The sequence below is a fragment of the Pedobacter sp. WC2501 genome (assembly GCF_052682415.1).
Map to the genome: position 1 here is coordinate 1,958,159 of NZ_JBQZFI010000001.1, position 25,238 is coordinate 1,983,396.

Genomic DNA, 25,238 nt, shown 5'->3' on the forward strand with positions numbered 1-25,238 from the left:
TCGTCGGTAAAAGCGAAATATAACAATAGCTTTTGAATCTTTTTATCAATTTAAACAAGTATTTATGTATGCAAATGTAATATTATATGTTACATTTGCACACATGATTGCCCGAAATTTAGAGTTATTACTTAAAGAAGCTTTGCAGCGTAGCCCTGTTGTGGTGTTATTAGGCCCCCGTCAAATAGGTAAAACTACATTAGCCATCAGCCTTATTGATGAGGTTAAATCTATATATGTAGATCTCGAAGACCAGTTAGATCGGGAAAAAGTTAGAGACATCACTGCTTTCCATCAAAATAACAAAGAGTTACTCTTAATTCTTGATGAAGTTCAACGTTTGCCTGAAATATTTTCGCAAATAAGGGGGATTGTGGATAAAGAGCGTAGAAGAGGGAATAAGGCCGGACAATTTCTGTTTCTCGGATCGGCATCTTTAGATTTATTAAAACAGTCTAGCGAATCGTTAGCTGGAAGAATTACTTATCTGGAGCTTTTTCCTGTAAATGTTGTAGAGTATGCACAGGAGGATTTAGTTAAGGTTAACGACCTTTGGTTGAGAGGTGGATTTCCGGAGAGTTTATTAGCTGCATCGGAGAAAAATAGTTTGACATGGAGGAGAGACTTTATCAAAACATATTTAGAAAGGGATATCCCTCAATTAGGACCACGTATTCCTGCAGAAACGCTCGAACGTTTTTGGACAATGCTCGCCCACAATCAAGGTAGTGTGCTAAATGCAGCCCATTTGGCCCGCAATATCGAGGTTACAGGAGTAACTATAGCCAGGTATTTGGACTTGATGGTAGACTTATTACTAGTTAGGCGATTAAAGCCATATACTGTTAACGTTGGAAAACGACTTGTGCGATCACCAAAAATATATGTAAGAGATAGCGGCCTTACTCATGCCTTGCTCAATATAAAAAGTTATAATGAACTACTTGGTCATCCCGTAGTAGGTGGAAGTTGGGAAGGCTTTGTGATCGAAAATATTATGTCTGTAATTCCATCTGGAGTGCAAACCTACTACTATGGAACACCTGGAGGTGCAGAAATAGATTTAATTCTGGAATTTTCAGATACGGAAAAATGGGCAATAGAAATTAAAAGAAGTTCTGCGCCTTCATTGTCAAAGGGGTTTTACTTTGCTTGTCAAGAAGTAAAACCCAGTAGTAGCTTTGTTGTTTATGCAGGTAATGATACCTTTACAATGCAGGGTGGGGCCATAGCGCTGCCACTGCATGCATTAATGCAAAAGCTTATAAGCTACGCGTAACGCTTGCCCGTTTTACGTTTCAATCCTTCATCAACAGATAACGGGCCTGAACCTACTACCCAAAACATAATGAGCAGAAATAGCACCAATACCGAAAACCACAATTCAGAATTCGGTGTAGAAAAACCCGAGGTAAGGTTAACAAAAAACACTGCAAACAGTAAGATTGGGATCTGAATGACGACAGCAAAGCGGGTAACCAGGCCTAGCGTAATCAAAATACCGCCAACTAAATGTGCAAAGGCAACAATGTGAATGGCTACACTGATCAGTACGCCTGAAAAACCGAATACGTTGTTTTGTGTGATCATATTCTGGAGTACGGATGTGTCGCTAACGAAAGAAACACCTTTTCCAAAAATGATCAGGCCAAGTACAATCCGAAGATAATCCAGCCATTTCGAATGATGAACATCTCCCCAATGTTCAATTTTACGGATAACGTTCATAATGAACCTCCATTTTTATGTGAATGATATATTAAGTTACGGATTTATATCATAATATCAAATAACATATTGAAAATCAGGTAGTGCCAGCAGATTTTGTGAGCTGCATTGAATTTACTTTTCAACGTAATCCTTCGCCTCATTAATCCAGTTCTGTTCGGGTTTTAAAACTTTATCAGGCCTAATGCCTACGTTATCTATTGCCATCCCTTCATCAATTCTTCTGCTTCTGGAAGTAGCCCAATAAAGCATGTAAGGCATACAGCTAAAATCTGCCCCTCTCATATTAGAATAATCTAAAACACCAGCGGTATGCTCGCCCATTAAGGTTACTTTACTGCTTTGTTTGGCCAACAAGAGAAATTCTTCAGTAGTGCTTCCACAGTTTTTATTAATCAAAATGATTATTTTTTTTGGATAGGGCGTAACGCTGTCTAAACTGAAATTGCTATCATCGGAGAAGGAGACAAGTTTACCTTTATTTTGTTCCATTTTTTTAATGACATTGCTAATAAACACCTTTTGATCAGGTGGAAGGCCATTTGTTGTAGCTATTGCAGCCCAACCTGCTATGTTGTCATCTGTAGACAGTACATCTGCACCGATTTCTCTGAATGTGTTTGTGTAAAGATATGGCGTTATGGGCTTGTAAGCAAAATCAGCGCCACCACCATTATTTCTTAAGTCAAGGATCAAGTAGGGCATTTTACTTAAGTTAGATCGATTTGCTTTAAACAAGGAATCTATGTTCTTTGCATTCAGCTGATTAAATGTGCTAATCTTTATGTATAGTGTTTTTGTGGAAAGTGATTTACTCGCAACAGTTGCTTCACCAACAGGTTCTGTTGACGATTGCTTACTTCCTTCTCTTTTAAAAGCGCCTAAAGTATTTCCCTTAATTTGTAATGACACATTTGTAGGAATATAATATCGATCATACATAATGCCTTTAAGTGTATCCTTGCTGCCTTTAAGGGATAACACTACCTGTCCAGGCAACCATTTGCCAGGTTTTGAGGAAATGACAACCCCCGCATAATCCCGAAAGCTTGTTTTGTTTTTGATCACTGCTATTCGGGATGTGGAATCTTCATTCCAATAAATGCCCGTAATCCCTTTTGTGTTTTTAAGCTTGGCGAGCTCCTGGCTTGACAGGCTTAAGCATTCCATTGCTTGAATACGTTCTTGTAATTTAGTTTCTTCTCTTTCTTTCGAAATCCTGTTTCTGCCTATTTGAATATGGCCATCTTTGAAAAAGGTTAACCACTCATTAATTAAATAAACACAGTGCGCGGATGTTGTTATTGATTGTGATTGCTCAAGTGCAGCCTGTGTGCGTTTATGATAGATAGCTTCTGTTTTAGCATTCACCTTATCTTTAAAACCTGCATAATTTTTTTCAATTTTATCTTTAACATAATTAAATTCCAGGCTGCAATTACAAGGCTGTGCAAAAGAGTTAAAAGAAAAGAGGAATAAAAGTAATACACTTGTTAGGATGGATTTCATAGAGGATAGCATCATTAAGCTTAACAGACTACAAGTATAAAAAATAAATCTAACCTCCGTTATCTATTGGTGTACATGACAGCTAAGTTTAATGATTAAACCTTTGTGTCAAAAAAAAGGGCTAGTTTAGTAATGCATGAGAACTTGTTTTTACCCGGCGATCTATTTGGTGGCCACTTTGTACTAAAATGTTGAGGGTACGGTTGGTGAGATATAGAAACTGATGATGCCAATACAGATCAAAACTGAATTTTCTGATGGAGACGGCTTTTAACCATTTGATGTAAAATTAACATAAAATTAATCTATACCGTTTTGGTTTTTGGTATGAATTTGGTATTATTGCTTAAATAGATAGGTTTTTTATCATGAGCAAAGAAATATTAGAGTTTTCTGTACAGGTAGATGAAAAATTTGACCTAAAATTTAACTGGTTAGATGGCTTTTGGGGCGCTGCATTTAAATTTTTTGGAAAATAATTTTGAAATATAATTTTTCTTAACGAACAATCTTCGTTCGAACAAGACAGTATTGCCTAATCTTTCTTGATTAACCGGGTTTTAAACCCTCCACCTTTCTGCCTTCTACCTTTAAGCTCTTTTTTCTATCTTTGCAAAATAATGAGTAGAAGAAAACCCGGTACGGTAACAATAGTTCCAAACGTACATATCATCGATATCGCTGAAGAAGGAAAAGGTGTTGGCAAGGCCGACGAATTGGTCATTTTTGTTGACAAAGCCGTTCCTGGCGATGTGGTAGATGTACGCTTGACCAAAAAGAAAAAGAATTTTGCAGAAGCAATCATCGAGCAATTGCATGAAAAATCGGAACTTCGTACAGATCCTTTTTGTCCTCATTTCGGAACCTGTGGTGGTTGCAAATGGCAACACATGGGTTATGATGCGCAGTTAAAGTTTAAGCAGAAAAATGTTGAGGCTGCGTTACAACGCTTAGGTAAAATAGACACCTCAGGAACTGAACCTATTCTTGGTTCGGCAAAAAACAGGTATTACCGTAATAAACTCGAGTTTACTTTTTCGAATAAACGTTGGTTAGAAAAAACCGATATGGAACGCGAAGAGGATTTTGATATGAATGCACTGGGTTTTCACGTACCCTTGCGTTTTGATAAAATTTTAGACATTGAGCACTGTTACCTGCAGGATGAGCCTTCTAACTCCATCAGGAATTCGGTGCGTAAATATGCTTCTGATAATGGTTTGTCTTTTTACGATCTGCGTAACCATGAAGGCGCTTTACGTAACTTGATTATCCGCACTTCCACTACCGGAGAGGTAATGGTAGCGGTCGTTTTCGCTTATCCGGAGCAAGAGCAGGTTGATGGTTTGATGGGTTTTCTTCAAAATGAATTTCCACAGATAACTTCATTGTTATATATCGTTAACCAAAAGAAAAACGATACCATTTTTGATCAGGATGTGGTGGTTTTCTCCGGTCGTGATCATATTTTCGAAGAAATGGACGGCATCCGTTTTAAAATTGGGGTGAAATCTTTTTATCAGACCAATTCTGAGCAAGCTTTTGAATTATATAAAATCACCAGGGATTTCGCCGGTTTTAAAGGCGATGAACTGGTTTATGATTTATATACCGGTGCAGGTACCATTGCGAATTTTATTGCAAAAAACGTGAAGCAGGTAGTAGGCGTAGAGTATGTGCCAACCGCAATTGAAGATGCGAAGTTTAACTCCGAATTAAACGGGATCGATAATACCATCTTTTATGCTGGCGATATGAAAGATATCCTGACTTCAGAATTTATATTGGCGCATGGTAAACCAGATGTGGTCATTACCGATCCGCCACGCGCTGGTATGCACGCAGATGTAGTACAAAGGTTACTGGAAATGGAATCTGAAAAAATTGTTTATGTAAGCTGTAATGCGGCTACGCAAGCAAGAGATTTAGAGTTACTGAAAGAGAAATACGATGTGGTGCGCATTAAACCGGTGGATATGTTTCCGCATACGCAGCATGTAGAAAATGTAGTATTGTTAAGGTTAAAGTAATAGAATTGATTGAATGAGTGAGGGATTGAATGAGGCAATTGGGCTTTAACATTCAACAATTCACTCAATCAAAATTCAATTAGTAGTTAGGTATGGATAGAGAAGAATTATTAGGCGCAACGCCCGAAGAGGACGGAGCACAACAAAAGAAGCAGGAAAGTCCGCTGGTAAGCTTAGAAAAAGACCTGGAGTTTTATGCTGATGCGATTAAAGAAGTAGCCATCGAAATTATGGTTGAAGGCATTTCAGCCCACCCGATCTTTATTGCGCACCAACATGAGGTGAACATTGGCGAACTTATCTTAAACAAAGAAGAACTTAATACCGATTGGACGATACAAGCTTCTACTTTAGAAGAGTTTGTAGAAAAAGGAATCATCAGTAAGGAGAAAAAAGAACCCTTCTTAAAAGTGTATAAAAAACCAGAAGATTTTATGTGCGTATTCGTAATTGTTCCTGAAGGCGCCAACTTTATTTATTATCCGTATAAGAAGGGAAGAGGATAAAAAATACTAATATTTTAATTGCTCACTTTACTGAACTGTAAATTTTTTACCCTGACGTGATTTAGTGTAAAACCTGTAATTTTATCATTTGCGTATTTAAATGTGATGTCAGTTGTTCCTGCTTCCCAGATTCTATACTTGTTTTTTTGGAGTAATACCAGGCTTAATCTGCCATTTGGCATAATCAATTGAAAATCGTTATTTTTTTGAATGATTTTGTAATATGAGTTAATCTCATTGTTATAGAAACTCATTTCACTGTTATTAAATGGGGTTGTTTCGGTGGTTGTTATTCGTGTTCCTATAGTCGTTTTTCCATTTTGAATAATCTCTAATCTATTCATCTTGCCGCCGATAGCTTTCTTAAATTGAAATGTTATATTGATGGTTTTATCAATATAATATAGCGAATCATTTAAGGGGATGATTGGATAATTAATTTCATTCCAACCTTGTAAAATGGTCAATTTACTGCTGTTACCGGATACATAGAAAAGCTTACTACTGTCATTTTCAATTTTATAATGACCTTTATAGCTTAGCGTATCTTGGTTTTTTTTGGTATATGGTGTTTCCGCATTATTTTTAGCTATGTCTTCTAACTTATCATTTCCTGGATTGATTTCTCCCAAAATTTTATCTGAAATATCATCAGGGCCAAAATTGTTTTCAGGACTAATAGTATCATTGTTAGTGAAAACAACAATGCCTAAATCTTCATCTGGAAAGTAACGCATGGAAGAGTGATATCCGTATAAATCTCCGCCATGAGCTATTAATCTTTTATTTTTATTAGTTGTTACAAACAATCCGCCAGCGTAAACAGTAGATTTACCATCGTTTGTTTTACCAATCTTAAGCATATTTTTCCAAACGCTATCTCCAAGAATGGTATGCTGTTTCATCTCTGCAAACCACTTATCCAAGTCGCTGATTTTACTATAAACATTTCCCTGGCCTATGGTTTTTGTGTGGAGTATATTTTCAACAAAATTTTTATTTTCTAATACATAGCCATTAGCTTTCCCCAGAACTTGATGCGTTCTCGAAAAAGTAGTGTTATTCATCTTTAATGGTTTGAAAATGTACTTATCGGCATATTGAACTAAATCCATGCCTGATACTTTTTTAACAATTAAGGAAAGTAAAAAATAACCTGAATTACTATAGCTAAATTGATCACCTGGAATAAAGTTTAATGAATGTTGACTGGCTATTATTTGATAAGCATTGTCGTCATCAATTAAAGTATTTTCATCAAAATTTACCAACCAGATTAGTGTATCGTAATCTCTTAAGCCACTTTGATGATGTATCAAGTGGTCTATAGAAATGCTATCAGCATATTTTGGTAAATCTTTGAAATATTTTGAAATTTTGTCGCTGGTTTTTAGCTTGCCCTGTGCCTGAAGAAGGTAAATGCATGCAGCGGTAAATTTTTTACCATCAGATGCAATATTAAAAGAGGTTTCAGCTGTATTTTTTCTATTGGTTTTTAAATCTGCCAAGCCAAAACCTTTCTTGTAGATAAACTGACCATTTTTTACAACCCCAACTGCAAAACCAGGTTCGTTGGGTTTTATGATACCAGACAATACACGGTCAATTCTTTTTGATAATGGGGTTTGCCCATAACACAGGGTGCTTAATAAGAGAGTGTTAAAGAGAATAATTGAGATTTTGCTTTTCATACGGTTAGATGTATGATTATAGACGATAGGAAATGCTAAAGGGTTGCATTCCGCTAAATTTTAAATAAAAAACGCCGCTTTGCATCCACAAAGCAGCGATTATTATTAACTAAACTAAACTTTTAATTTACATGGTGTACATCTCCACTTTTTGAGCTTGATGTTTTTTTAAGTGAAGCGTTTCCTTTATAACTCACGTCGCCACCACCGCTGGCACTGGCCTCCAAGCCTTTATTTACGTAAAGACTTACATCAGAACCACCAGAAGCCTGCACCTTTGCATAATCAGTAATTAATTCATAAGCGTCGATATCACTACCACCACTGGATTGAATGGTCATATTTTCTGCTTTGCCTTTTAAATCGATATCACTACCACCGCTTGATTGGATAGATAAGTCGTTACAAACCACCGTTAATTTTAAGTCTGACCCACCAGAGGAGCGAATAGCAAGTTTATCTGTTTTGATCTGATTTTGTGTAAAAACATCCGATCCGCCTGATGCTGCAATAGCATTTAGACTTTTGAAACTTACATAAGCTTTAATGGTACGGTTTTTAAACATGCCGCTCCAGTTGATGCCGTCTTTAAATTTTATGATAACATTACTGCCGCTTTGCTCAACAATAATATCTTTTAATGTTTCCGAATCTGATTTTATGCTCACACTCTCACTGCCACCTTGGGTTAGATACAAGTCGATTCCACTGCTTACACCGATACTATTAAAATTTTTAACGGTAAAATTTTTAGTTTCCTGTGCTTTAGCGATGTAGCTGGTTACCACTATAAATAAAATGGCGGATGATTTGATAAGGATTTTCATAGTCGTTTTTTGTTAAATGATTCTGAAGCTATCATTACGCGATATTGTGCAATAAGGGCTTCGATTTTGTGTTTTGGTTATAGATATTAGACGCATCTCTGATGAAAACGTTGCAAACAATCGAAATTATTTTTCAAATAGTTGAAAAATCTGAATGGTCTTTTTGTGAACTTTAAAACTATTTATCCATTTTAGTGCATTTTAGAATATTATCTCCGTCTTTAATTAAAAGCGTATCGACTATACCTTTTTCATTTTTTGTAAAAATTATCTTTGGATCAAAATCCCAAAGAAAAAATATTTCCTGTGTTTGCGGGAACAGATTGAAAGTTGGTAAACCAATGGTTTTTAAGATTAAATTCTTATCCTTTTTATAAATATTTACTTCTTCGCCATCTGGCCTCATGTATTTGCCTGTATAGGTACTTAATATATCATCGCTTATATTAAAAACTTTAGGGATGTCATTTAGTGGTGTACTTTTGAGGGCTTTATGTATAATTTCTTTTCCTTCAGGCCAAAAAGACCTGACAATATTATTGCAAATGATTTGTCCGTTGTCTCCATTGGTTAATACAATTAAGCCACGTTTTGATTTTGGAAGTAATACGATAATTGCCGCTACGCCTGCATCATTACCTCCGTGTTCCATTGCATATTCATGATTGGGTAAATCCTTAATTAGTCGCCAGCCTAGTCCCTGCATTAAATTCTGATTAATTTTAGCCTGTCCTTTAATTATTTCGTTAAATAATTGCTTAGAAATATGGAGACCATTTAAAGTTTCAATGCCAAATTTACTAAGGTCAGTAACTGTTGTGATCAGATCATCTGCAGCACTTGGTTCGGAAGCATAATTACTTTTGGTGTATTCTTTTCCATTGGCATCGTACCACCTGCTAAATCTTTTTAAATCTTGTTTACCATCCCATTCATGTTTGGTGTCGATCATACCGAATGGTTTAAATAAAATCGAGTCTGAAAGTTGAACTAAAGATTTGTGAAATTTATGTTCTATGGCTTTTTTGAGATACTCCATTCCTTCTCCCGAATAATTAAATTTGGTTCCTGGCGCAAATTCAAATTGAAGTTTTCCTGATGCATTCATCCATCTCCAATTGCTAAATCCTGATTGTTGACTTAAGATATGGCGGGTTGTTAGTTTTTTTGATAATGAATCGGATGCAATATCAGGATCGGTATAATAATGATATAGTGGTTCATCTAATTGCCAATCGCCATTATCGATTAGTTTTAATACAAGCGTTGAAAATACCACTTTAGCTACCGATGCTACATTGAAAAGTGTATTGACTGGTTTTAGAGATCCGGTAGAATCCTGGCCATATAATTTTGCATGTATTAACTTTCCATCTTGTATTATGCCAAGGCCTACATTTGGAACATTTAAATCTTTTTGCCAGGCAGCTATCTGACCTTCCAAAAGTTTGATTTTCTCGTCAGATTTATTTTGCTTGATCGTTTTACTACGACTATTATTCTGAGCATAATTGCTAGTCGGAATTAATAGAAATAAAAAAAGATAAAAAAATATTTTGTTTAAATGTTTCATTTCCCCAACGTGTTCTATTTGGATTATCAGACGGTGAGGAGGAGAAAACGTTGCAAGCAGTTGAAATTATTTTTCAAATAGTTTGAATTTCATCCTTAAAATCGTTCTTTTTGTATTCAATCCTTTTTATACAATGGCATCGCAATTACTTATTCTTAACAAGAAACAGATTCAGCAGAAAATAGACCGTATCGCTTATCAGATTTTGGAAGATAACCTGAATGAGAAAGAAATTGTATTGGCGGGTATCTGGGACCGCGGCTACAAATTGGCATTAAGATTAGAAAAGGTACTAAAGAAAATCTCTGGTTTTAAATTAACCATGCTGCGCATTGATCTGCAAAAGGAGAGCAGCAAATTGGTTGCCTCAACCGATCTGGATGAAAGCCATTGGAAAAATAAAGTAATCATTATCGTAGATGATGTATTGAACAGCGGTAAAACATTAGCTTATGGTTTAGGCGTTTTCTTAAATACGCCACATAAAAAAATCCGAACAGTAGTTTTAGTTGATCGAAGTCACAAAATTTTCCCTATTGCCACCGATTTTGTAGGTCTTGAATTGGCAACTATCTTAAAAGAGCATGTAGATGTGGTGATGGATGTAGAAGGTGAAGAAGATCGGGTTTATTTGAGCTAAGGTTGATGTAAAATGGCAGAGGTGATGGAACTTAATAGCTATCGTCCTCGTTTGTAACGAGGATGCAAGAGAACAGCGATTGTATCGCAGATTAAAAGTTGTTTTAGAATTATTGCACCACATTAAAAATGTGAATCTCACTGATCCTCGTTACAAACGAGGACTATGGTTTATCTTTAATCAAACTTGACTTTTATCAACTTAATGTCGCCGTTGTTACAAATGAGGAAGATGATTATCTTTTAAATCAGCTCAATTTTTAGCAGTCCTCCAATTCCCGCATAATCTCTTGCGCTGCTATAAATATAATGCTCTGGAATTTCTACAATAGCAGCTTTAACAGGGTTATCATGTATGTATTCTAGTTTTTGATAAGCATCTATTTCTTGTAGATCGATGGGATGGTTATCGTCTTGCCAGATTTTATAATTCTCAGCCCGATTGGTTCTTTTAGCTTCAAAATTAAACTTATCTAAAAGCCAGTCTCTTCTACTTTCAGGTATTTCTTTAATTTCGGTAATAAGCTTCTTGGATGTGAATTTTTTAAAATCCCTTAAAAAATCAGACATTTTGTTTGGCTCTTCACATCTTCCGATAAAATGAATGTGATTCGTCATCAGAACCCAGCCATTTATTATTAAACCTTTATTCTCTATACAGTGATTTAACGAATCGACAATAATGTTCTTGTATTCTAGTCTAGTAAATAAGTCTATCCAGCCAACTATGGTGCAGGTTATAAAATAAGTTTGATTCTGATCAGTAATGATATATCTGCTTCCTCCCATAATGATAAGATATTTAAATCCTTAATAAAATTATACCAACAATATCTAGGCGTTTGGGAGATTTATAGTCAATATAAGTAAATATTTTTTTATACCCTAATGCGATTATCGTCCTCGTTTGTAACGAGGATGTATGAGAACAGCGATTGTATCGCAGATTAAAGCGTTGTTAATAATTTGCACCACATTACAAATGTGGATCTCGCTGATCCTCGTTACAAACGAGGACCATAATTTCATAGCTGATTAAAGCGTTGTTTTAAGAATTTGTACTACATTATAAATGTTGATCTCGCCGATCCTCGTTTGTAATGATTACTATAACTATGAAAATTTGCAATTCACCTCAATTTTTTGCAATTTCCCAAAATGTATCAGCCCAGAAAAAATAATTTGATCTTCAGCTTTTTTTCCTGGTACATTCAGTTTATCATCAAAAAAGATTTTGCATCATTTCAGTATGATCAATTGGAGGTTAAACCGGACGCTCCTATGTTGGTTTTAGCCAATCATTTCAGCTGGTGGGATGGTTTTTTCCTCTTTTATATCAACAAAAAAGTATTTAAGAAACAATTCCATGTTTTGGTAAATGCCGAAAACTATACTAAAGTAGGTTTCTTGAAATATCTTGGTGCTTTTGCTGCCGAAAATAAAGGTAAAGATGTTTTAGAAACGCTTAATTATGCAGGCAAACTGTTAGATAATCCTGCAAATATGGTACTTGTATTCCCCCAGGGCAAATTGTATTCAAACCATTTAAATGGCATCAGTTTTGAAAAAGGGGTAATGCAGATGATTAATGCCAGTCAGAAAAAAATCAATATTATTTTTGCCGCTACGTTTATCGATTATTTCGCGAAAAGAAAGCCCTCCGCCTATACTTACCTACAGCATTGGGAGAATGAGGAGTATGTGAGTTTACAATTACTAAAAAGCGCCTACAATAAACATTACGATCAATCGGTTGTTAAACAAACTCAGCTAATTGAATGACAATTTTTATTTACGCAGTTTTAATTTTTCTGGTGATCCGGTTTTCGGTTACTATTTTCAATTTTCTCTCTAACCCGAAGTTGCCGAGAGTGGTTAAACACTATCATGATAAGGTTTCGATCTTAATACCTGCGAGGAATGAAGCAGAGAATATTTTGGAATTACTTGTTTCAATAAAAAATCAGGATTATATCAATTATGAGGTTCTTGTTTTGGATGATAACAGCGGTGATAATACTTTCGGTATAGTTGAGAAATTTTGCCTTTCAAATCCGCAATTTAAGGTGTTAAGTGGTAAAGAGCTACCTCAAAACTGGCTTGGGAAAAACTATGCCTGCCAGCAGCTTAGCGAATTGGCCACCGGGAAATATCTTTTGTTTGTTGATGCAGACGAATCAATCAAAAGAGGGTTAATCAATAGCCTCATTAACCGAATGGAAATTGGAAACCTGGCCTTATTAAGCGTTTTTACGAACCAAACTATAAAATCGATAGGCGAGTGGTTAACCGTGCCCTTAATGCATTTTATCTTGTTAAATTTATTGCCTTTGCGTTTGGTTAAGCTTTCGAAAAATCCGGCATTTGCAGCAGCAAGCGGGCAATGCATGTTTTTTAATGCCAATAATTACAAAGAAAACCATTGGCATGAGCGGGTTAAACACCAGGTTGTAGAAGATGTAGAGATTATGAAGCTGGTAAAACAAGAAAAATTTAATGCAGAAGCCCTTTTAGCCAACGGACTGATTTATTGCAGGATGTATAATAATTTAAGCGAAAGCTTAAATGGTTTCAGTAAAAATTTACTGGCAGGTTTTGGTAATAACATCATAATATTATTACTTTACCAGCTTTTGGTAACCATAGGGCCTGTAATTTTAATCTTAAACTTTAATGTTGCTTTACTTGTATTACCATTAACTTTAATAGTGTTAAGTAGAATAATGATCTCTTATTTGTCTGGACAGCATGTTTTGATAAATTTGATTTTACATCCCTTGCAGATGTTGTTCTTCTTAATCATATCATTCATTTCTATAAAGAAACATATTTTTAAAACGAGTACATGGAAGGGCAGAAGGATCAAAACGATTTAAAGATTAAAAGAATTGCAGTTGCAATAATTGTCATTTTTCATGTGGTTGGCTTGTTTGGTTTCTTAATTCCAGTTGCACAGCCTTATTTTATCAAATTAATTCCCTTTCATTTATTGCTGATGTTTGCCGTAATTCTTTTTTCGTACAATGCGGATGTGAAAAGATTATTGTTGCTGGTTTCGGGGGTATTTCTCTGTGGCTTTTTAGTCGAGGTACTGGGTGTGCACACCGGAAAAATATTTGGAAGTTATTACTATGGCGATACGTTGGGATACAAAGTTGCTGCGGTTCCATTACTCATGGGCGTAAACTGGGTAATCCTTATTTTCAGCATTGGGCAAATGATGAAAAGTATGAAAATCAGGAATAGCATTTTAGCTTCTGTTCTGGGCGCTTTTATACTGGTTATTTTTGATTTCTTTTTAGAACCCGTGGCCATGAAATTTAACTATTGGCAGTGGGACTGGCATGAAATTCCGGTTCAAAATTATGTAGCCTGGTTTATTGTTTCGGTAATCTTATTGAAGTTTTATTATGCTTTAGGTTTAAAACAACAGAAATATATTGGTACAGCCATGTTTGCTTCACAGTTAATCTTTTTTGTTGTCTTATACATGACAACCGGAACAAATATTTTTGCTTAATTTTGTGATGTTATTTTAATTAACTTTATAACATGGAAACATTAATCGTACAGCCTAAAACTAAAAAACAACTTTTGGCAGTTGAGGCCGTGTTACAAGCGTTGAATGTATCTTTTAAAAAGCAAAAAAGTTACAGTCCGACATTTATAGATGAAATAGCTAAAGGGGAAGAGGATATAAAAAATGGACGTCTAACCAGGATTAAGGATGTTCATAATATATGGGAAAGTATTTCGTAGATATTACTGATCAGGCTAAACAACAGTTGGCCGCCATACTTAAATCCGGAGATCAGGCTTCAATAAAGAAACTCCAGCAAATTTTTATAGAATTAAGTATCCATCCAGCATCAGGAGTTGGTAAGCCTGAAAAACTAAAATTTGAATTTTTAGGCTATTGGTCGAGACAGATAAATAAAAAAGATAGGTTAGTCTATAGGATCGATGAAGAGATTATTACAGTATTTGTAATTTCTGCAAAGGGACATTATGGCGATAAATAACTAATCCTAAAAAACAAATGAGCAATTTAAACTTACAGGTTAACATCGATAAATCATCAGGCTTTTGCTTTGGGGTAGTATATGCCATAGAAATGGCCGAAGACATTCTGGATAACGAAGGTTATTTATATTGCCTTGGCGATATTGTGCATAACGATGAAGAAGTAGAACGTTTAACCAATCGCGGATTAAAAATCATCGATCACGAAGTATTAAAAAACTTAAGGGACGAAAAGGTTTTAATCAGGGCACATGGCGAAGCACCTTCAACCTATCAACTGGCTTTAGAAAATAATCTTACCCTGATTGATGCGTCTTGTCCGGTAGTGTTGAAATTACAGAACAGGATTAAAAATTCTCATGATGATGATGAGCAGGTGCTTATTTTTGGGAAACACGGTCACGCTGAAGTTATCGGCCTCCAAGGTCAAACAGATGGTAAAGCCATTGTTTTTCAAGATTTAGCTGAATTAGATAACGTTGAGCTTCCTGCTAAATTTACATTATACAGCCAAACCACTAAAAGTACCGATAAATTCTACCACATTAAAGATGAATTATTAAGCCGCGGTTACGAAGTAAAAGCTAATGATACGATCTGCAGGCAAGTATCTAACCGATACGAAGAACTCGAAGATTTTGTAGGTCATTACGATAAAATCGTTTTCGTTTCGGGCAAAAAATCGTCTAACGGAAAAGTTCTTTATGACGTTTGTAAAAAACACAATGACCATTCGTACTTTATTTCTAACGTAGAAGAATTAGATCAGGCCTGGTTTAACGAAAATGACAAAGTAGGCATCTGTGGAGCAACTTCTACACCGATGTGGTTAATGGAAAAGGTTAAGGCTGCGTTAGAAAAATACTAATTATAAGAAGAACTAATCAATTGATATTTATTATTTAATGAAAGCCTTGTTGATAATAGATATGCAGATTGGTAGTTTTAAACCTTACACTTTGCGTTATGATACTTTAGGTGTAATTGAGAGGATAAATAAATTGTCGCATTATTTTAGGATGAATAATTATAAAGTGATTTTTGTCCAACATGATGGTACCAAAGAAAATATATTTTTACCAAATACCTTTGATTGGGAACTCTTGCCAGAATTAGTCAGCAGTCCTACTGATGATATCGTTTCAAAATCAGCTAACGACGCATTTTATAATACAAATTTGCATCATACCCTAGCCCAAAGTAATATTACAGAATTATTTGTTACTGGCTGTGCGACAGATTTTTGTATTGATGCAACAGTTAAGTCGGCTGTTAGTAGAGATTATGAAGTAACTGTTGTAGAAGATGCCCATACAACTGCAGACCGACCGCATCTAACTGCTCCTAAAGTAATTGAGCATTACAATTGGATCTGGCGTGAAATGACTCCAACAAACTTTAAAATTCAAGTTATAAGAACTAAAGATCTACTTACTTTGTTTGCTTAGGAGTAATATGCCAATTGAACAGGGATTTTTAAATCTACAAAACCATAAATTGAAAGCTGTAAACCCATATACCGGAATTCTGGTTGCGTTAACCGTAATGGCCTGCTGGTTTACATCACTCTTTTTTTTGTTGAACTGGAATTTTAACTGGAACAATCCTTTGGTTTATCTGATGGTTTTTGTTCAGATGCATTTGTACACCGGTTTGTTTATTACCGCCCACGATGCCATGCACGGAACAATATCGCCGAACCAAAAGGCCAACAATTTTATTGGCTATCTTTCCGTTTTTCTTTACGCAGGTTTTTTTTATAACCATTTGTACGCAAAACATCACCAACACCACCGTCATGTACATACCGAAAACGATCCTGATTTTGCGCCACATGGCTTTTGGAAATGGTATTTCCGTTTCATGTTAAATTATGTCTCCATTATTCAATTGGTGATTATGGCCATAGCTTTTAATGTTTTGAAAATCTGGATTGTTGAAAAAAATCTGTTATTGTTTTGGGTACTGCCATCCTTATTAAGCACTTTTCAACTGTTTTATTTCGGAACCTATTTGCCGCACAAAGGTGAACACGATAACGAATACCATTCTACTACTTTAAAGAAAAATCATTTTATTGCCTTTATTACCTGTTACTTTTTTGGTTATCATTTAGAACACCATCAAAAACCAGCTATGCCCTGGTGGCAACTGTATAAAACTAAAGGATAATATCATTAGTTGTGGTGTCAGATGTTGCCATCTGACACTAAATTAAACCATCTTTTGATTTCCCAAATAATACTTTATTTATTCTAACTGTCAGATGGTAACATCTGACAGAACCATTGATAGTCCCAAAAAACAAATTTAAATGGGATTTAAAAACGTTAGAAACCTGCACAAAACCAGGTTCATAAACCTGACTGTACGAAAATCCTTTTTGTGGTGTAAAAGTTTAAAAATGCATTGCCAAGCACACAAAGATTGTAGGGAAGGCAGGACTACGCCTAAATAGATTTGCTGCATTTGCTTTTCTAATAAATAAGCAACAAATACAATATTTTTTTACCAAAAAATGTCGGCCATTATTTTTTTAACATAGGTAAAAAGCAATAAAAAGGCGATATTTGCGCCACAAAACATATTCTTGTATACATGAGCAAAAAGGGAATTTTACTGGTAAACTTAGGAACGCCTGATAGTCCGGCAACGGCTGACGTTAGAAAATACTTAGACCAATTTTTAATGGACGAAAGGGTAATCGATATTCCGAAGTTGAACAGAACATTATTGGTTAAAGGGATTATTGTTCCCTTCCGTAGTCCCAAAACTGCAAAATTATACAAAGAAATCTGGAATGAGAATGGTTCACCATTGTTGTTCTACAGTAGGTTACAGGCCAAAATGTTACAGGAAAGGCTAGGTGACGATTACCATGTCGAGTTGGCCATGCGTTACCAAAGTCCATCTATCGCCTCAGCGCTTGCCAACTTAAAAGCAGGTTTGGTAGAAAGTATCCAGGTTATCCCAATGTTTCCGCAATATGCTTCTGCCAGTACGGGTTCGGTAATGCAACTGGTAATGGAATTGGTGAGCAAATGGCAAACCGTACCACCGATTTCGTTTGTGAATTCATTTCATGATAACGAATTGATAATTAAAGTTTTTGCAGAAAATGCTAAAAAGCATCATGTAGAAAGTTATGATCACGTATTGTTCAGCTTCCATGGTTTGCCTGAACGTCAACTTTTAAAATGCGATCATACTGGAAGTTACTGTTTAAAAAGTGCAGATTGCTGCCAAACCTTAAACGATACCAACAAATTCTGTTATTCTGCACAGGGGCATGATACGGCCAGGTTAATCGCCAAAGAATTAAACCTATCAAGAGATCAATATACCGTTTGTTTCCAATCGCGTTTAGGTAAAGAGCCATGGGTGCAGCCTTACACTACAGATGTGTTAAAGAAGTTGGCGGCCGAAGGCAAAAAACGCCTTTTGGTTTTTAGTCCTGCTTTTGTGGCCGATTGCTTGGAAACACTTTACGAAATCACGGTAGAATACCATGAAGAATTTAAAGCTTTAGGTGGCGAACATGTTCAGTTGGTAGAAAGTTTAAACGATAGTCCCGTTTTTATTGAGGCACTTGCCGGAATGGTTAAATAGTCTTAGATTTAAAGATGGCAAATTTTATCATTTTAATGGGGGTGTCTGGAAGTGGTAAAACGGTTATCGGAAAGGCTTTGGCGCCAAAAATAAATGCCGAGTTTATTGATGGTGATAACCTGCATTCGCAACAGAATGTAGATAAAATGGCTGCTGGGATTCCCCTAACAGATGCCGATCGTTTAGATTGGCTACTGCTGATTGCGAAAGTTGGTCGTGAACACGTAGCCCATGGTACGAGTTGCATTATTGCTTGTTCTGCACTTAAGAAATCGTACCGCAATTTGCTGAGAACAGATAATACCAATATCCGGTTTGTTTATTTAAAAGGGAGTTTCGATTTAATTCACGATCGTATTACTAAACGTTCTCACCAATATATGCCTTCAACCTTATTAAAAAGCCAGTTTGAAACATTAGAAGAGCCACTGGGTGATGAGCAGGATGTAGTAACAATTTCAATCGATCAAAGCATTCCTGATATTGTAAATGAAATTGCTAGCGCTGATCTTATTTCGTAATCATCGAAATAATCAGATCAGTTGCACCTTTTTTATTTGCAACATATCTTTTAGCTTGGTCTGCAGCATCTTGATTTTCTACGAAACCTTCGAGCGCATTAATTAAATCAGTTGTGGAGCTGATGCTTTTCGCTGCACCAATAGCAATGAGATCTTTTGCTTCCTGAAATTTATCGTATTTAGGTCCGAAAATTACCGGTAAACCAAATGCTGCGGCTTCTAAAGTATTGTGGATACCTGTTCCAAAACCGCCGCCAATGTAAGCCACTTTTCCATATTGATATAATGAAGAAAGCATACCGATGTTATCGATTATTAAGATTTGAGATTTGAGATTTGAGATTTGAGAACTTTCACCCGCTAACTGCGCACTCAAAACTGAAAACCGTACACTGTTAACTGAAAACTGTTTCTCTATACTTTCGATATGGCTTTCGTGGATCTCATGCGGTGCGATGATAAACTTCCAGTTGGGGTATTTTTCTGGCAAAGCCGATAATATTTTTTCATCTTCGGGCCAGGTACTTCCGCAAACTAAAGTGGGTGATTTGCCAATAAAACTTTCGATAAGGCTTAGTTGCTTGGGCGATTGCGCATTTTCATAAACACGGTCGAAACGGGTATCACCACTTATGGTTACATTATCTAAACCGATTGATTTTAAAAGATTTTCGCTCTCTTTATTTTGTACGAAAAAGTAAGTAACAGATTTTAAAATATTGCGGTAAAAGCCACCGTACCTTTTAAAAAAAAGCTGGTTTTCTCTAAAAATTCCGGAAATCACGTATAAAGGAATGCCCTGATCCTTTAATTCCTTAAAATAGAAATGCCAAAATTCATATTTGGTAAAAATCGCCATTTCAGGATTAATGCCTGCTATAAAACGTTTAGCATTAGCAGCAGTATCAATGGGGAGATAAAATACATCTGCCAGTGCATAATTTTTTCTGACCTCATATCCCGAGGGAGAAAAAAAAGTAACTATAATTTTCTTTGCTGGATAAAGTGTTTTTATTTTTTCCAAAACGGGTCTGCCCTGTTCAAATTCACCTAAAGAAGCAAAATGAAACCATATATGTTTTTCGGTAGGATTAATTTTCCGGGCAATTATGGTAAAGATATTTTTGCGCCCAATGATAAAAAGTTTAGCCTTAGGATTAAATAATGAGAATATCCTGATGAGTAAAGTATAAGCCCAGATTCCGATGATGTAAAGTAATTTCATATCTTCGTGCCAAGATAAAACGAATATATTTAAAAAGCTTAAAAATATATGGAAGCCTCACGATTTTACCTTGTATTCAACTGAATAAATAGACTTCGCTGGTTGCCTTATAGCTGATCAAAATAAAAAACATCTTAAAAAATAAAATCATTTTTGATGGCCGGAATTTATACGATTTGAAAAAAATGATCGATCTTGGCTATTATTATAACAGTATAGGTAGAAAACTATTAATTCCCTAACCAACTATTTGGTAGAATAATCAAAATGTGTTGAGTAAGGTTAGTTTTAAAAAAGAAATATGGACGAAACAAAGGAAAAGTTCCCTTCAGTAAATTCAGGGAGTAGGAAAAGGATATTGATTACAGGTGCAGCCGGATTTTTAGGCTCACACCTTTGTGATCGTTTTGTAAGAGAGGGTTATCACGTTATCGGGATGGATAATCTGATTACTGGTGATATAGCAAATATAGAACACTTGTTCAAGCTGGAGAATTTTGAGTTTTATAATCATGATGTTTCCAAATTTGTGCATATTCCAGGTAAACTTGATTACATTTTACATTTTGCTTCACCTGCAAGTCCGATCGATTATCTTAAAATCCCGATCCAGACACTTAAAGTAGGTTCATTAGGTACGCATAACCTGTTGGGTTTAGCCCGTAATAAAAATGCAAGGATGCTGATTGCATCAACTTCTGAAGTATATGGCGATCCGAGTGTAAACCCACAGCCCGAAGAATACTGGGGTAATGTAAATCCGGTTGGTCCACGTGGTGTTTACGATGAGGCTAAACGTTTTCAGGAAGCCATTACTATGGCCTATCATACCTTCCACGGCGTAGAAACCAGGATCGTTAGGATTTTTAATACCTACGGGCCGAGAATGCGCCTGAATGATGGTCGTGTTTTACCTGCTTTTATTGGGCAGGCCTTAAGGGGAGAAGATTTAACTATCTTTGGTGATGGAAGTCAAACACGCTCTTTTTGTTATGTTGATGATCTGATAGAGGGTATATACCGTTTATTAATGAGCGATTATGTTCAGCCGGTAAACATTGGTAATCCAGATGAAATTACCATCAAACAGTTCTGTGAGGAAATTATTAAACTTACAGGCACTACGCAAAAAATTGTGCACAAAGAGTTGCCGCAGGATGACCCAAAACAGCGCAGACCGGATATTACAAAAGCTAAGGAGATTTTAGGCTGGGAACCAAAAATTGGACGTGCGGAGGGATTAAAAATTACATACGAATATTTTAAATCGTTGCCTGCCGAGGCATTGGAAAAAATAGAACACAAAGATTTTACCACATTTAACCGTTAAAATGGCAAAAATATTAGTTACTGGTGGAACAGGGTATATAGGTTCGCACACAGCTGTAGAATTACACAACGCAGGATACGAAGTTGTAATTGTCGATAACCTTTCCAACTCGAATATCAAAATTTTAACTCAGCTTCATGCCATCACCGGCAAATGGTTTGATTTTCATGAAATTGATCTTCAGGATGAAAAAGCGGTACAGGAATTTGCAGAAAACCATGCTGATATTGATGGAATTATTCATTTCGCAGCTTATAAAGCAGTAGGCGAATCGGTAGAAAAGCCATTAAAATATTATAAAAACAACTTTTACGGATTGATTAATCTGCTAACTTCATTTAACAGGAAGATTAATTTTGTGTTTTCTTCATCTTGCACCGTTTATGGTCAGCCAGAAACTTTGCCGGTAACCGAAGCGGCATCAGTGCAGAAAGCAGAATCTCCTTACGGAAATACCAAACAGATTGCTGAAGAAATCCTGGCAGAAACTGCAGCGGTAACACCTGATTTAAGTGTAATCGCTTTGCGTTATTTTAATCCAGTTGGTGCCCACGAAACTGCTTTGATCGGTGAGCTGCCAAATGGTGTGCCTGCAAACCTTGTCCCTTTTATTACTCAATCTGCTATTGGAAAACGTGGTCCGATTACCGTTCACGGAAATGATTACGATACGCCAGATGGTTCTGCTATCCGCGATTATATCCACGTGGTTGATCTTGCAAAAGCACATGTTGCCGCTATTAAAAAATTAGAAGATGGAAACCCGAACGGTAATTATGATGTTTTCAATATTGGTACCGGTAAAGGATCTTCGGTTTTAGAGATTATTGCCGCTTTCGAAAAAGTAAATGGCGAAAAACTGGATTATAAAATCGGTCCGAGAAGGGCAGGAGATATTGTTCAGATTTATGGCGATGTACAAAAATCGAATAATGAACTGGGTTGGAAAGCCGATCTGGATATCAATGAAATGATGCGCTCGGCATGGGAGTGGGAAAAATACATTAAGGCTAACCCTTTTTAAATGAAGTTATCGGAGCACAAAGATTTAAAAGCCGCCATTACCGAACTGCCTGTTAAAGAAAAAGACAAGCTATTGCTGCGCTTGGTAGCTAAAGATAAAGTGCTTACCGAACACCTTCATTATAAATTATTAGAGGATGAAACCGATCTGGAAGACCGGAAAGAAAGGATTAAAGCCGATGTTGACGAACAGATTACTGAACTGAAAAAATTAAATGCCAAAGAGGCATTGGTAAAAGTAAGGAAGATGGTCACCTCGGTTAACCATTTTTATAAGGTAACCAAAGATCCTGTTGGGGAAGTAGAACTTAAGCTGTATATCCTCAATGCCATCCCTTTTGATTATAAAAAATCAATTTTTGGTTACCGTGATTTTATGATGCTTTTTAGTATATATTACATCAAAACAGTTGCGGTAACCATCAATAAATTCAAAAAACTTCACGAAGACCTGCAGTTCGATTTAAGTGAAGATCTGAATCACTTGCTCGATAAAATCTATTCTTCTAAATTAGCTGGTGCAGCAGAAGCCAGTAATTTGCCAAAAGAGATCAGTTAAATACTATATTCCCATTATGTTAATCGATAAATCTCCAGGATTAAAGAATGCAGTTCTAAATTTACCACCAAAAGAAAAAGATAAATTACTTTTGAAACTCATTAGTAAGGATGTTGTATTATTAAGTCAACTGGAACATCAATTGTTAGAAGATAATAGCGATCTAGATGAGCGCATTGAGCAAATTAAACAGGAAATAAGTAAAAAAATAGGTTACATTAATCGATATATAGAGAATAATTATAACTACTCTGCTGGCTATTTAATGATGGATATCAGAGAAATGAATGGCTTAGTAAATCAGCACCTACTCGTTACCAAACATAAACTAAGTGAAATTGATTTGAGGATATTTTTGTTAGAAAATGTGATTAATTGCTCAGTTCAACATTATTTCAACACGCCTACCAGGCATAACGAAAAATTATTTAATTATTTTGCAGGCCGTATTAAATATATACTCGAAAAATTCGGTAAACTTCACGAAGATGTGCAGTTCGACTTTTCTGAACGATTAAATGGGGTGTTAAAATTTGCGCATCAATCAGGGTTAAAATCAGCCATGGAAACACTTGCATTAGTGAAAGAGGTTTAACTTAAAATATGTTCGGAGAAAAAATCTGGCAGAAAGAGGTGCTCACCTTAGCGAAAATTATTTTTTGTTCGAACTTCCTTATATTAATCCACCGCAAAATCTTATTGATTTTATAAAAATCTCCTTTAGTGTCTGGGGTTATTCGTACCTCAACGCCTCTACTGGGTCCAGCTTTGAAGCTTTTTTGGCAGGGTAATATCCGGAAAGGATTCCTACCAACACACATAATACAAAGCCACCAATAATAAATAGCCAGGGGATCAGGAATGAGCCACCCATAGCAAGAGAAATCAGGTTTCCTAAAACTATTCCTAGAAAAATACCTAAGGCACCACCCATTAAGCAGATTACTACAGCCTCGATTAAAAATTGGCGGCGAATAACCTTCGGATTTGCGCCGATCGCTTTACGGATACCGATTTCGCGGGTACGTTCGGTAACTGAAACCAGCATGATATTCATTAAGCCTATTGAGGCTCCAATTAAAGTAATAATTCCAATGGCAACACCGCCAATAGCCACAAAGGCCAGGTTCTCGAATAATGTTTGGGCAATGGCATCACTCTTGGTAATCTCGAAATTATTGGTTTCGTTTACCTTTACCTTGCGGATATTTCTGAATAGTGAAGTAGATTCGCCAATAATGTTTTCCTGCATCTCATTACTAGGTACCATTACAGTGATGGTGTAAGATGGATTTGCATTGGCATTAATCTGCTTCGCTTTTAGCAGTGGTACGTAAACAGCCCTGTCGCCACTAAAGCCCATACTCGATCCCTTTTTCTCTAATACACCAACAATTTTAAAACGGTTATTGCCTACATTGATCAGTTTATCTAAAGGGTCTGAGTCTTTGAACAGCTTTTCTACTACTTCGCCACCAACAATACAAACATTACTTCCTAATTGTATTTCAGAAACGCTAAAATTTCTTCCTTGTGAGAGATTTAAACCCTGAGAAGCTAAGCCATTTTCATCAACCCCCTGAACGTTAATATTTGGGTTGGTTTTTAAACTGCCATATTTTATGGTAGAGCCGTTGCTGGCAAAAACACTTACTGCAACAGTAGCAGGAGTATTCAGGCTATCTTTAAAGTTAACAGCATCTTCATAACGGATGGCTTTAAAAGGTTTTGGCCTTTTTCCATTTCCAATCCTGATTCCCGTACCACGGTTCCTGATGGTAAATGAATTGGCGCCCATGCTACTAAAAGCATCTGTCATACTTTTCTTTACAGCATCCAGCGTAGTTAAAATCCCAACCAAAGCCATTAAACCAATAGCAATAATCAAAGCAGTAAGCATGGTACGCAAGCGGTTCGCTTTAATTGATTCTAATGCCAGTCTGATGTTTTCTCTGTAATTCATTTGGTATTGCGGTAAGCGTTTGGCGGGCAAAGCTTGTAAAAATAAAAAAAGTCCCGATGTTTAGACAAGGGGACTGCACTATATGTTACAATAATATTTTATTTATGCCGAGAAACTCGTGCCACAACCGCAGGTGCTCGTTGCATTAGGGTTAACGAAGGTAAAACCACGAGAATTTAATCCATCCTGCCAATCGATCATCATGCCCATTAAGTACATCTGGTGTGCTTTATTCATGAAAACTTTAATGCCCTCAATAAAATATTCCTGATCGCCATCTTTTTTCTGATCAAAACCCAAAACGTAGTTCATGCCAGCGCAACCACCGCCCTCTACGCCAACGCGTAATCCGTAATCCTCACCGATCTCCTGCTGATCTTTTAATTTATATAACTCTTTAGTTGCTCCTTCCGAAAAAGTAACCGGTGCAAATGCTGTATCAACTGTTGTGCTCATGTTATTTAAATTTTTATCTGTTACAA

General features: G+C 36.1%; 28 protein-coding genes. 19 read left to right on the plus strand and 9 right to left on the minus strand.

The features are described from left to right. The first annotated feature begins 64 nt into the window (after positions 1–64). Positions 65–1,279 carry an ATP-binding protein gene (locus ACUN24_RS08525; protein ID WP_445562101.1) on the plus strand — a complete coding sequence of 405 codons (1,215 nt, stop codon included), beginning with the start codon at positions 65–67 and terminating at the stop codon, positions 1,277–1,279. Here ACUN24_RS08525 and ACUN24_RS08530 read toward each other — a convergent pair. After that, the gene (locus ACUN24_RS08530) at positions 1,270–1,728 is read right to left on the minus strand and encodes a DoxX family protein (protein WP_445562102.1); all 459 of its coding nucleotides are present in this window, start codon (positions 1,726–1,728) and stop codon (positions 1,270–1,272) included. The two genes, ACUN24_RS08525 and ACUN24_RS08530, sit on opposite strands and share 10 nt — an antisense overlap. 114 nt (positions 1,729–1,842) lie before the next feature. Then, the gene (locus ACUN24_RS08535) at positions 1,843–3,237 is read right to left on the minus strand and encodes a S41 family peptidase (protein WP_445562103.1); all 1,395 of its coding nucleotides are present in this window, start codon (positions 3,235–3,237) and stop codon (positions 1,843–1,845) included. A gap of 368 nt (positions 3,238–3,605) precedes the next feature. Here ACUN24_RS08535 and ACUN24_RS08540 point away from each other — a divergent pair, with 368 nt between their 5' ends. The 3 genes from ACUN24_RS08540 to ACUN24_RS08550 all read left to right on the plus strand — a co-directional run bounded on the left by ACUN24_RS08540 (position 3,606) and on the right by ACUN24_RS08550 (position 5,773). Continuing rightward, on the plus strand, positions 3,606–3,716 hold the full coding sequence (locus ACUN24_RS08540) for a hypothetical protein (protein WP_025145553.1): 111 nt from the start codon (positions 3,606–3,608) through the stop codon (positions 3,714–3,716). 141 nt (positions 3,717–3,857) lie between these two features. Beyond that, on the plus strand, positions 3,858–5,267 hold the full coding sequence (rlmD, locus tag ACUN24_RS08545) for a 23S rRNA (uracil(1939)-C(5))-methyltransferase RlmD (protein WP_445562104.1): 1,410 nt from the start codon (positions 3,858–3,860) through the stop codon (positions 5,265–5,267). Between the two features lie 92 nt (positions 5,268–5,359). Next, a complete protein-coding gene (locus ACUN24_RS08550; protein WP_445562105.1) occupies positions 5,360–5,773 on the plus strand; it encodes a hypothetical protein in 414 nt (137 codons plus the stop codon). A 14-nt stretch (positions 5,774–5,787) separates the two neighbouring features. Here ACUN24_RS08550 and ACUN24_RS08555 read toward each other — a convergent pair whose 3' ends face one another. The 3 genes from ACUN24_RS08555 to ACUN24_RS08565 all read right to left on the minus strand — a co-directional run bounded on the left by ACUN24_RS08555 (position 5,788) and on the right by ACUN24_RS08565 (position 9,735). Continuing rightward, the gene (locus ACUN24_RS08555) at positions 5,788–7,464 is read right to left on the minus strand and encodes a serine hydrolase domain-containing protein (RefSeq protein WP_445562106.1); all 1,677 of its coding nucleotides are present in this window, start codon (positions 7,462–7,464) and stop codon (positions 5,788–5,790) included. 122 nt (positions 7,465–7,586) lie between these two features. Beyond that, entirely contained in the window at positions 7,587–8,291 is a 705-nt protein-coding gene (locus ACUN24_RS08560) for a head GIN domain-containing protein (RefSeq protein ID WP_445562107.1), read from the minus strand. Positions 8,292–8,469: 178 nt separating this feature from the next. Next, positions 8,470–9,735 (minus strand): serine hydrolase, encoded by a 1,266-nt coding sequence (locus ACUN24_RS08565; RefSeq protein ID WP_445562108.1) that lies wholly within the window; start codon positions 9,733–9,735, stop codon positions 8,470–8,472. A gap of 262 nt (positions 9,736–9,997) precedes the next feature. Between ACUN24_RS08565 and ACUN24_RS08570 the strand changes: the two genes are divergently transcribed. After that, positions 9,998–10,504 (plus strand): phosphoribosyltransferase family protein, encoded by a 507-nt coding sequence (locus tag ACUN24_RS08570; protein ID WP_315418696.1) that lies wholly within the window; start codon positions 9,998–10,000, stop codon positions 10,502–10,504. Positions 10,505–10,746: 242 nt separating this feature from the next. Here the strand turns inward: ACUN24_RS08570 and ACUN24_RS08575 are convergent, their stop codons facing one another. Then, complete coding sequence (locus tag ACUN24_RS08575; RefSeq protein WP_445562109.1) at positions 10,747–11,292, minus strand: REP-associated tyrosine transposase; 546 nt, start codon at positions 11,290–11,292, stop codon at positions 10,747–10,749. Between the two features lie 369 nt (positions 11,293–11,661). On the opposite strand from ACUN24_RS08575, the gene ACUN24_RS08580 reads away from it, so the two are divergent. The 10 genes from ACUN24_RS08580 to ACUN24_RS08625 all read left to right on the plus strand — a co-directional run bounded on the left by ACUN24_RS08580 (position 11,662) and on the right by ACUN24_RS08625 (position 18,656). After that, on the plus strand, positions 11,662–12,285 hold the full coding sequence (locus tag ACUN24_RS08580) for a 1-acyl-sn-glycerol-3-phosphate acyltransferase (RefSeq protein ID WP_445562110.1): 624 nt from the start codon (positions 11,662–11,664) through the stop codon (positions 12,283–12,285). Beyond that, complete coding sequence (locus tag ACUN24_RS08585) at positions 12,282–13,379, plus strand: glycosyltransferase (protein WP_445562111.1); 1,098 nt, start codon at positions 12,282–12,284, stop codon at positions 13,377–13,379. The genes ACUN24_RS08580 and ACUN24_RS08585 overlap by 4 nt, the downstream gene beginning before the upstream one ends. After that, a complete protein-coding gene (locus tag ACUN24_RS08590) occupies positions 13,349–14,023 on the plus strand; it encodes a carotenoid biosynthesis protein (protein WP_445562112.1) in 675 nt (224 codons plus the stop codon). The genes ACUN24_RS08585 and ACUN24_RS08590 overlap by 31 nt, the downstream gene beginning before the upstream one ends. A gap of 32 nt (positions 14,024–14,055) precedes the next feature. Beyond that, positions 14,056–14,262 (plus strand): DUF2683 family protein, encoded by a 207-nt coding sequence (locus ACUN24_RS08595; protein WP_445562113.1) that lies wholly within the window; start codon positions 14,056–14,058, stop codon positions 14,260–14,262. Then, positions 14,244–14,525: a Txe/YoeB family addiction module toxin gene (locus ACUN24_RS08600; RefSeq protein WP_445562114.1), complete on the plus strand. Its 282-nt coding sequence runs from the start codon at positions 14,244–14,246 to the stop codon at positions 14,523–14,525. Before ACUN24_RS08595 ends, ACUN24_RS08600 begins: the two co-directional genes overlap by 19 nt. A 17-nt stretch (positions 14,526–14,542) precedes the next feature. Next, positions 14,543–15,394 (plus strand): 4-hydroxy-3-methylbut-2-enyl diphosphate reductase, encoded by an 852-nt coding sequence (locus ACUN24_RS08605; protein ID WP_445562115.1) that lies wholly within the window; start codon positions 14,543–14,545, stop codon positions 15,392–15,394. Between the two features lie 37 nt (positions 15,395–15,431). Beyond that, the gene (locus ACUN24_RS08610) at positions 15,432–15,974 is read left to right on the plus strand and encodes an isochorismatase family protein (protein WP_445562116.1); all 543 of its coding nucleotides are present in this window, start codon (positions 15,432–15,434) and stop codon (positions 15,972–15,974) included. A gap of 49 nt (positions 15,975–16,023) precedes the next feature. After that, a complete protein-coding gene (locus tag ACUN24_RS08615) occupies positions 16,024–16,698 on the plus strand; it encodes a fatty acid desaturase (RefSeq protein ID WP_445562117.1) in 675 nt (224 codons plus the stop codon). A 426-nt stretch (positions 16,699–17,124) separates the two neighbouring features. Then, positions 17,125–18,135, plus strand: a complete 1,011-nt coding sequence (hemH, locus tag ACUN24_RS08620) for a ferrochelatase (RefSeq protein WP_445562118.1) — start codon at positions 17,125–17,127, stop codon at positions 18,133–18,135. Between the two features lie 14 nt (positions 18,136–18,149). After that, a complete protein-coding gene (locus ACUN24_RS08625) occupies positions 18,150–18,656 on the plus strand; it encodes a gluconokinase (RefSeq protein WP_445562119.1) in 507 nt (168 codons plus the stop codon). On the opposite strand, the gene ACUN24_RS08630 is transcribed toward ACUN24_RS08625, so the two are convergent. Next, on the minus strand, positions 18,646–19,881 hold the full coding sequence (locus ACUN24_RS08630; RefSeq protein ID WP_445562120.1) for a 3-deoxy-D-manno-octulosonic acid transferase: 1,236 nt from the start codon (positions 19,879–19,881) through the stop codon (positions 18,646–18,648). The genes ACUN24_RS08625 and ACUN24_RS08630 overlap by 11 nt on opposite strands. A gap of 301 nt (positions 19,882–20,182) precedes the next feature. On the opposite strand from ACUN24_RS08630, the gene ACUN24_RS08635 reads away from it, so the two are divergent. Genes ACUN24_RS08635 through ACUN24_RS08650 form a run of 4 tightly spaced genes read left to right on the plus strand, consistent with a single transcriptional unit; the run spans position 20,183 to position 23,388 of the window. After that, positions 20,183–21,211, plus strand: coding sequence for a UDP-glucuronic acid decarboxylase family protein (locus ACUN24_RS08635; protein ID WP_445562121.1), 1,029 nt, complete (start codon positions 20,183–20,185; stop codon positions 21,209–21,211). A gap of 1 nt (position 21,212) precedes the next feature. After that, the gene (galE, locus tag ACUN24_RS08640) at positions 21,213–22,235 is read left to right on the plus strand and encodes a UDP-glucose 4-epimerase GalE (protein WP_445562122.1); all 1,023 of its coding nucleotides are present in this window, start codon (positions 21,213–21,215) and stop codon (positions 22,233–22,235) included. Then, the gene (locus ACUN24_RS08645) at positions 22,236–22,793 is read left to right on the plus strand and encodes a hypothetical protein (protein WP_445562123.1); all 558 of its coding nucleotides are present in this window, start codon (positions 22,236–22,238) and stop codon (positions 22,791–22,793) included. A gap of 16 nt (positions 22,794–22,809) precedes the next feature. Continuing rightward, the gene (locus tag ACUN24_RS08650) at positions 22,810–23,388 is read left to right on the plus strand and encodes a hypothetical protein (RefSeq protein ID WP_445562124.1); all 579 of its coding nucleotides are present in this window, start codon (positions 22,810–22,812) and stop codon (positions 23,386–23,388) included. Positions 23,389–23,526: 138 nt separating this feature from the next. Here the strand turns inward: ACUN24_RS08650 and ACUN24_RS08655 are convergent, their stop codons facing one another. Together ACUN24_RS08655 and ACUN24_RS08660 are read right to left on the minus strand one after the other, a co-directional pair. Next, on the minus strand, positions 23,527–24,756 hold the full coding sequence (locus ACUN24_RS08655) for an ABC transporter permease (protein WP_445562125.1): 1,230 nt from the start codon (positions 24,754–24,756) through the stop codon (positions 23,527–23,529). Between the two features lie 102 nt (positions 24,757–24,858). Beyond that, positions 24,859–25,212, minus strand: a complete 354-nt coding sequence (locus ACUN24_RS08660; protein ID WP_121287812.1) for a HesB/IscA family protein — start codon at positions 25,210–25,212, stop codon at positions 24,859–24,861. Positions 25,213–25,238 lie beyond the last annotated feature (26 nt).

What these genes read in the sequence shown, in the direction of transcription:
- ACUN24_RS08525 (WP_445562101.1), top strand. Translation starts at nt 65, where the DNA reads ATGTATGCAAATGTAATATTATATGTTACATTTGCACACATGATTGCC.
- ACUN24_RS08530 (WP_445562102.1), bottom strand. Translation starts at nt 1,728, where the DNA reads ATGAACGTTATCCGTAAAATTGAACATTGGGGAGATGTTCATCATTCG.
- ACUN24_RS08535 (WP_445562103.1), bottom strand. Translation starts at nt 3,237, where the DNA reads ATGAAATCCATCCTAACAAGTGTATTACTTTTATTCCTCTTTTCTTTT.
- ACUN24_RS08540 (WP_025145553.1), top strand. Translation starts at nt 3,606, where the DNA reads ATGAGCAAAGAAATATTAGAGTTTTCTGTACAGGTAGATGAAAAATTT.
- rlmD (WP_445562104.1), top strand. Translation starts at nt 3,858, where the DNA reads ATGAGTAGAAGAAAACCCGGTACGGTAACAATAGTTCCAAACGTACAT.
- ACUN24_RS08550 (WP_445562105.1), top strand. Translation starts at nt 5,360, where the DNA reads ATGGATAGAGAAGAATTATTAGGCGCAACGCCCGAAGAGGACGGAGCA.
- ACUN24_RS08555 (WP_445562106.1), bottom strand. Translation starts at nt 7,464, where the DNA reads ATGAAAAGCAAAATCTCAATTATTCTCTTTAACACTCTCTTATTAAGC.
- ACUN24_RS08560 (WP_445562107.1), bottom strand. Translation starts at nt 8,291, where the DNA reads ATGAAAATCCTTATCAAATCATCCGCCATTTTATTTATAGTGGTAACC.
- ACUN24_RS08570 (WP_315418696.1), top strand. Translation starts at nt 9,998, where the DNA reads ATGGCATCGCAATTACTTATTCTTAACAAGAAACAGATTCAGCAGAAA.
- ACUN24_RS08575 (WP_445562109.1), bottom strand. Translation starts at nt 11,292, where the DNA reads ATGGGAGGAAGCAGATATATCATTACTGATCAGAATCAAACTTATTTT.
- ACUN24_RS08580 (WP_445562110.1), top strand. Translation starts at nt 11,662, where the DNA reads ATGTATCAGCCCAGAAAAAATAATTTGATCTTCAGCTTTTTTTCCTGG.
- ACUN24_RS08585 (WP_445562111.1), top strand. Translation starts at nt 12,282, where the DNA reads ATGACAATTTTTATTTACGCAGTTTTAATTTTTCTGGTGATCCGGTTT.
- ACUN24_RS08590 (WP_445562112.1), top strand. Translation starts at nt 13,349, where the DNA reads ATGGAAGGGCAGAAGGATCAAAACGATTTAAAGATTAAAAGAATTGCA.
- ACUN24_RS08595 (WP_445562113.1), top strand. Translation starts at nt 14,056, where the DNA reads ATGGAAACATTAATCGTACAGCCTAAAACTAAAAAACAACTTTTGGCA.
- ACUN24_RS08600 (WP_445562114.1), top strand. Translation starts at nt 14,244, where the DNA reads ATGGGAAAGTATTTCGTAGATATTACTGATCAGGCTAAACAACAGTTG.
- ACUN24_RS08605 (WP_445562115.1), top strand. Translation starts at nt 14,543, where the DNA reads ATGAGCAATTTAAACTTACAGGTTAACATCGATAAATCATCAGGCTTT.
- ACUN24_RS08610 (WP_445562116.1), top strand. Translation starts at nt 15,432, where the DNA reads ATGAAAGCCTTGTTGATAATAGATATGCAGATTGGTAGTTTTAAACCT.
- hemH (WP_445562118.1), top strand. Translation starts at nt 17,125, where the DNA reads ATGAGCAAAAAGGGAATTTTACTGGTAAACTTAGGAACGCCTGATAGT.
- ACUN24_RS08625 (WP_445562119.1), top strand. Translation starts at nt 18,150, where the DNA reads ATGGCAAATTTTATCATTTTAATGGGGGTGTCTGGAAGTGGTAAAACG.
- ACUN24_RS08630 (WP_445562120.1), bottom strand. Translation starts at nt 19,881, where the DNA reads ATGAAATTACTTTACATCATCGGAATCTGGGCTTATACTTTACTCATC.
- ACUN24_RS08635 (WP_445562121.1), top strand. Translation starts at nt 20,183, where the DNA reads ATGGACGAAACAAAGGAAAAGTTCCCTTCAGTAAATTCAGGGAGTAGG.
- galE (WP_445562122.1), top strand. Translation starts at nt 21,213, where the DNA reads ATGGCAAAAATATTAGTTACTGGTGGAACAGGGTATATAGGTTCGCAC.
- ACUN24_RS08645 (WP_445562123.1), top strand. Translation starts at nt 22,236, where the DNA reads ATGAAGTTATCGGAGCACAAAGATTTAAAAGCCGCCATTACCGAACTG.
- ACUN24_RS08650 (WP_445562124.1), top strand. Translation starts at nt 22,810, where the DNA reads ATGTTAATCGATAAATCTCCAGGATTAAAGAATGCAGTTCTAAATTTA.
- ACUN24_RS08655 (WP_445562125.1), bottom strand. Translation starts at nt 24,756, where the DNA reads ATGAATTACAGAGAAAACATCAGACTGGCATTAGAATCAATTAAAGCG.
- ACUN24_RS08660 (WP_121287812.1), bottom strand. Translation starts at nt 25,212, where the DNA reads ATGAGCACAACAGTTGATACAGCATTTGCACCGGTTACTTTTTCGGAA.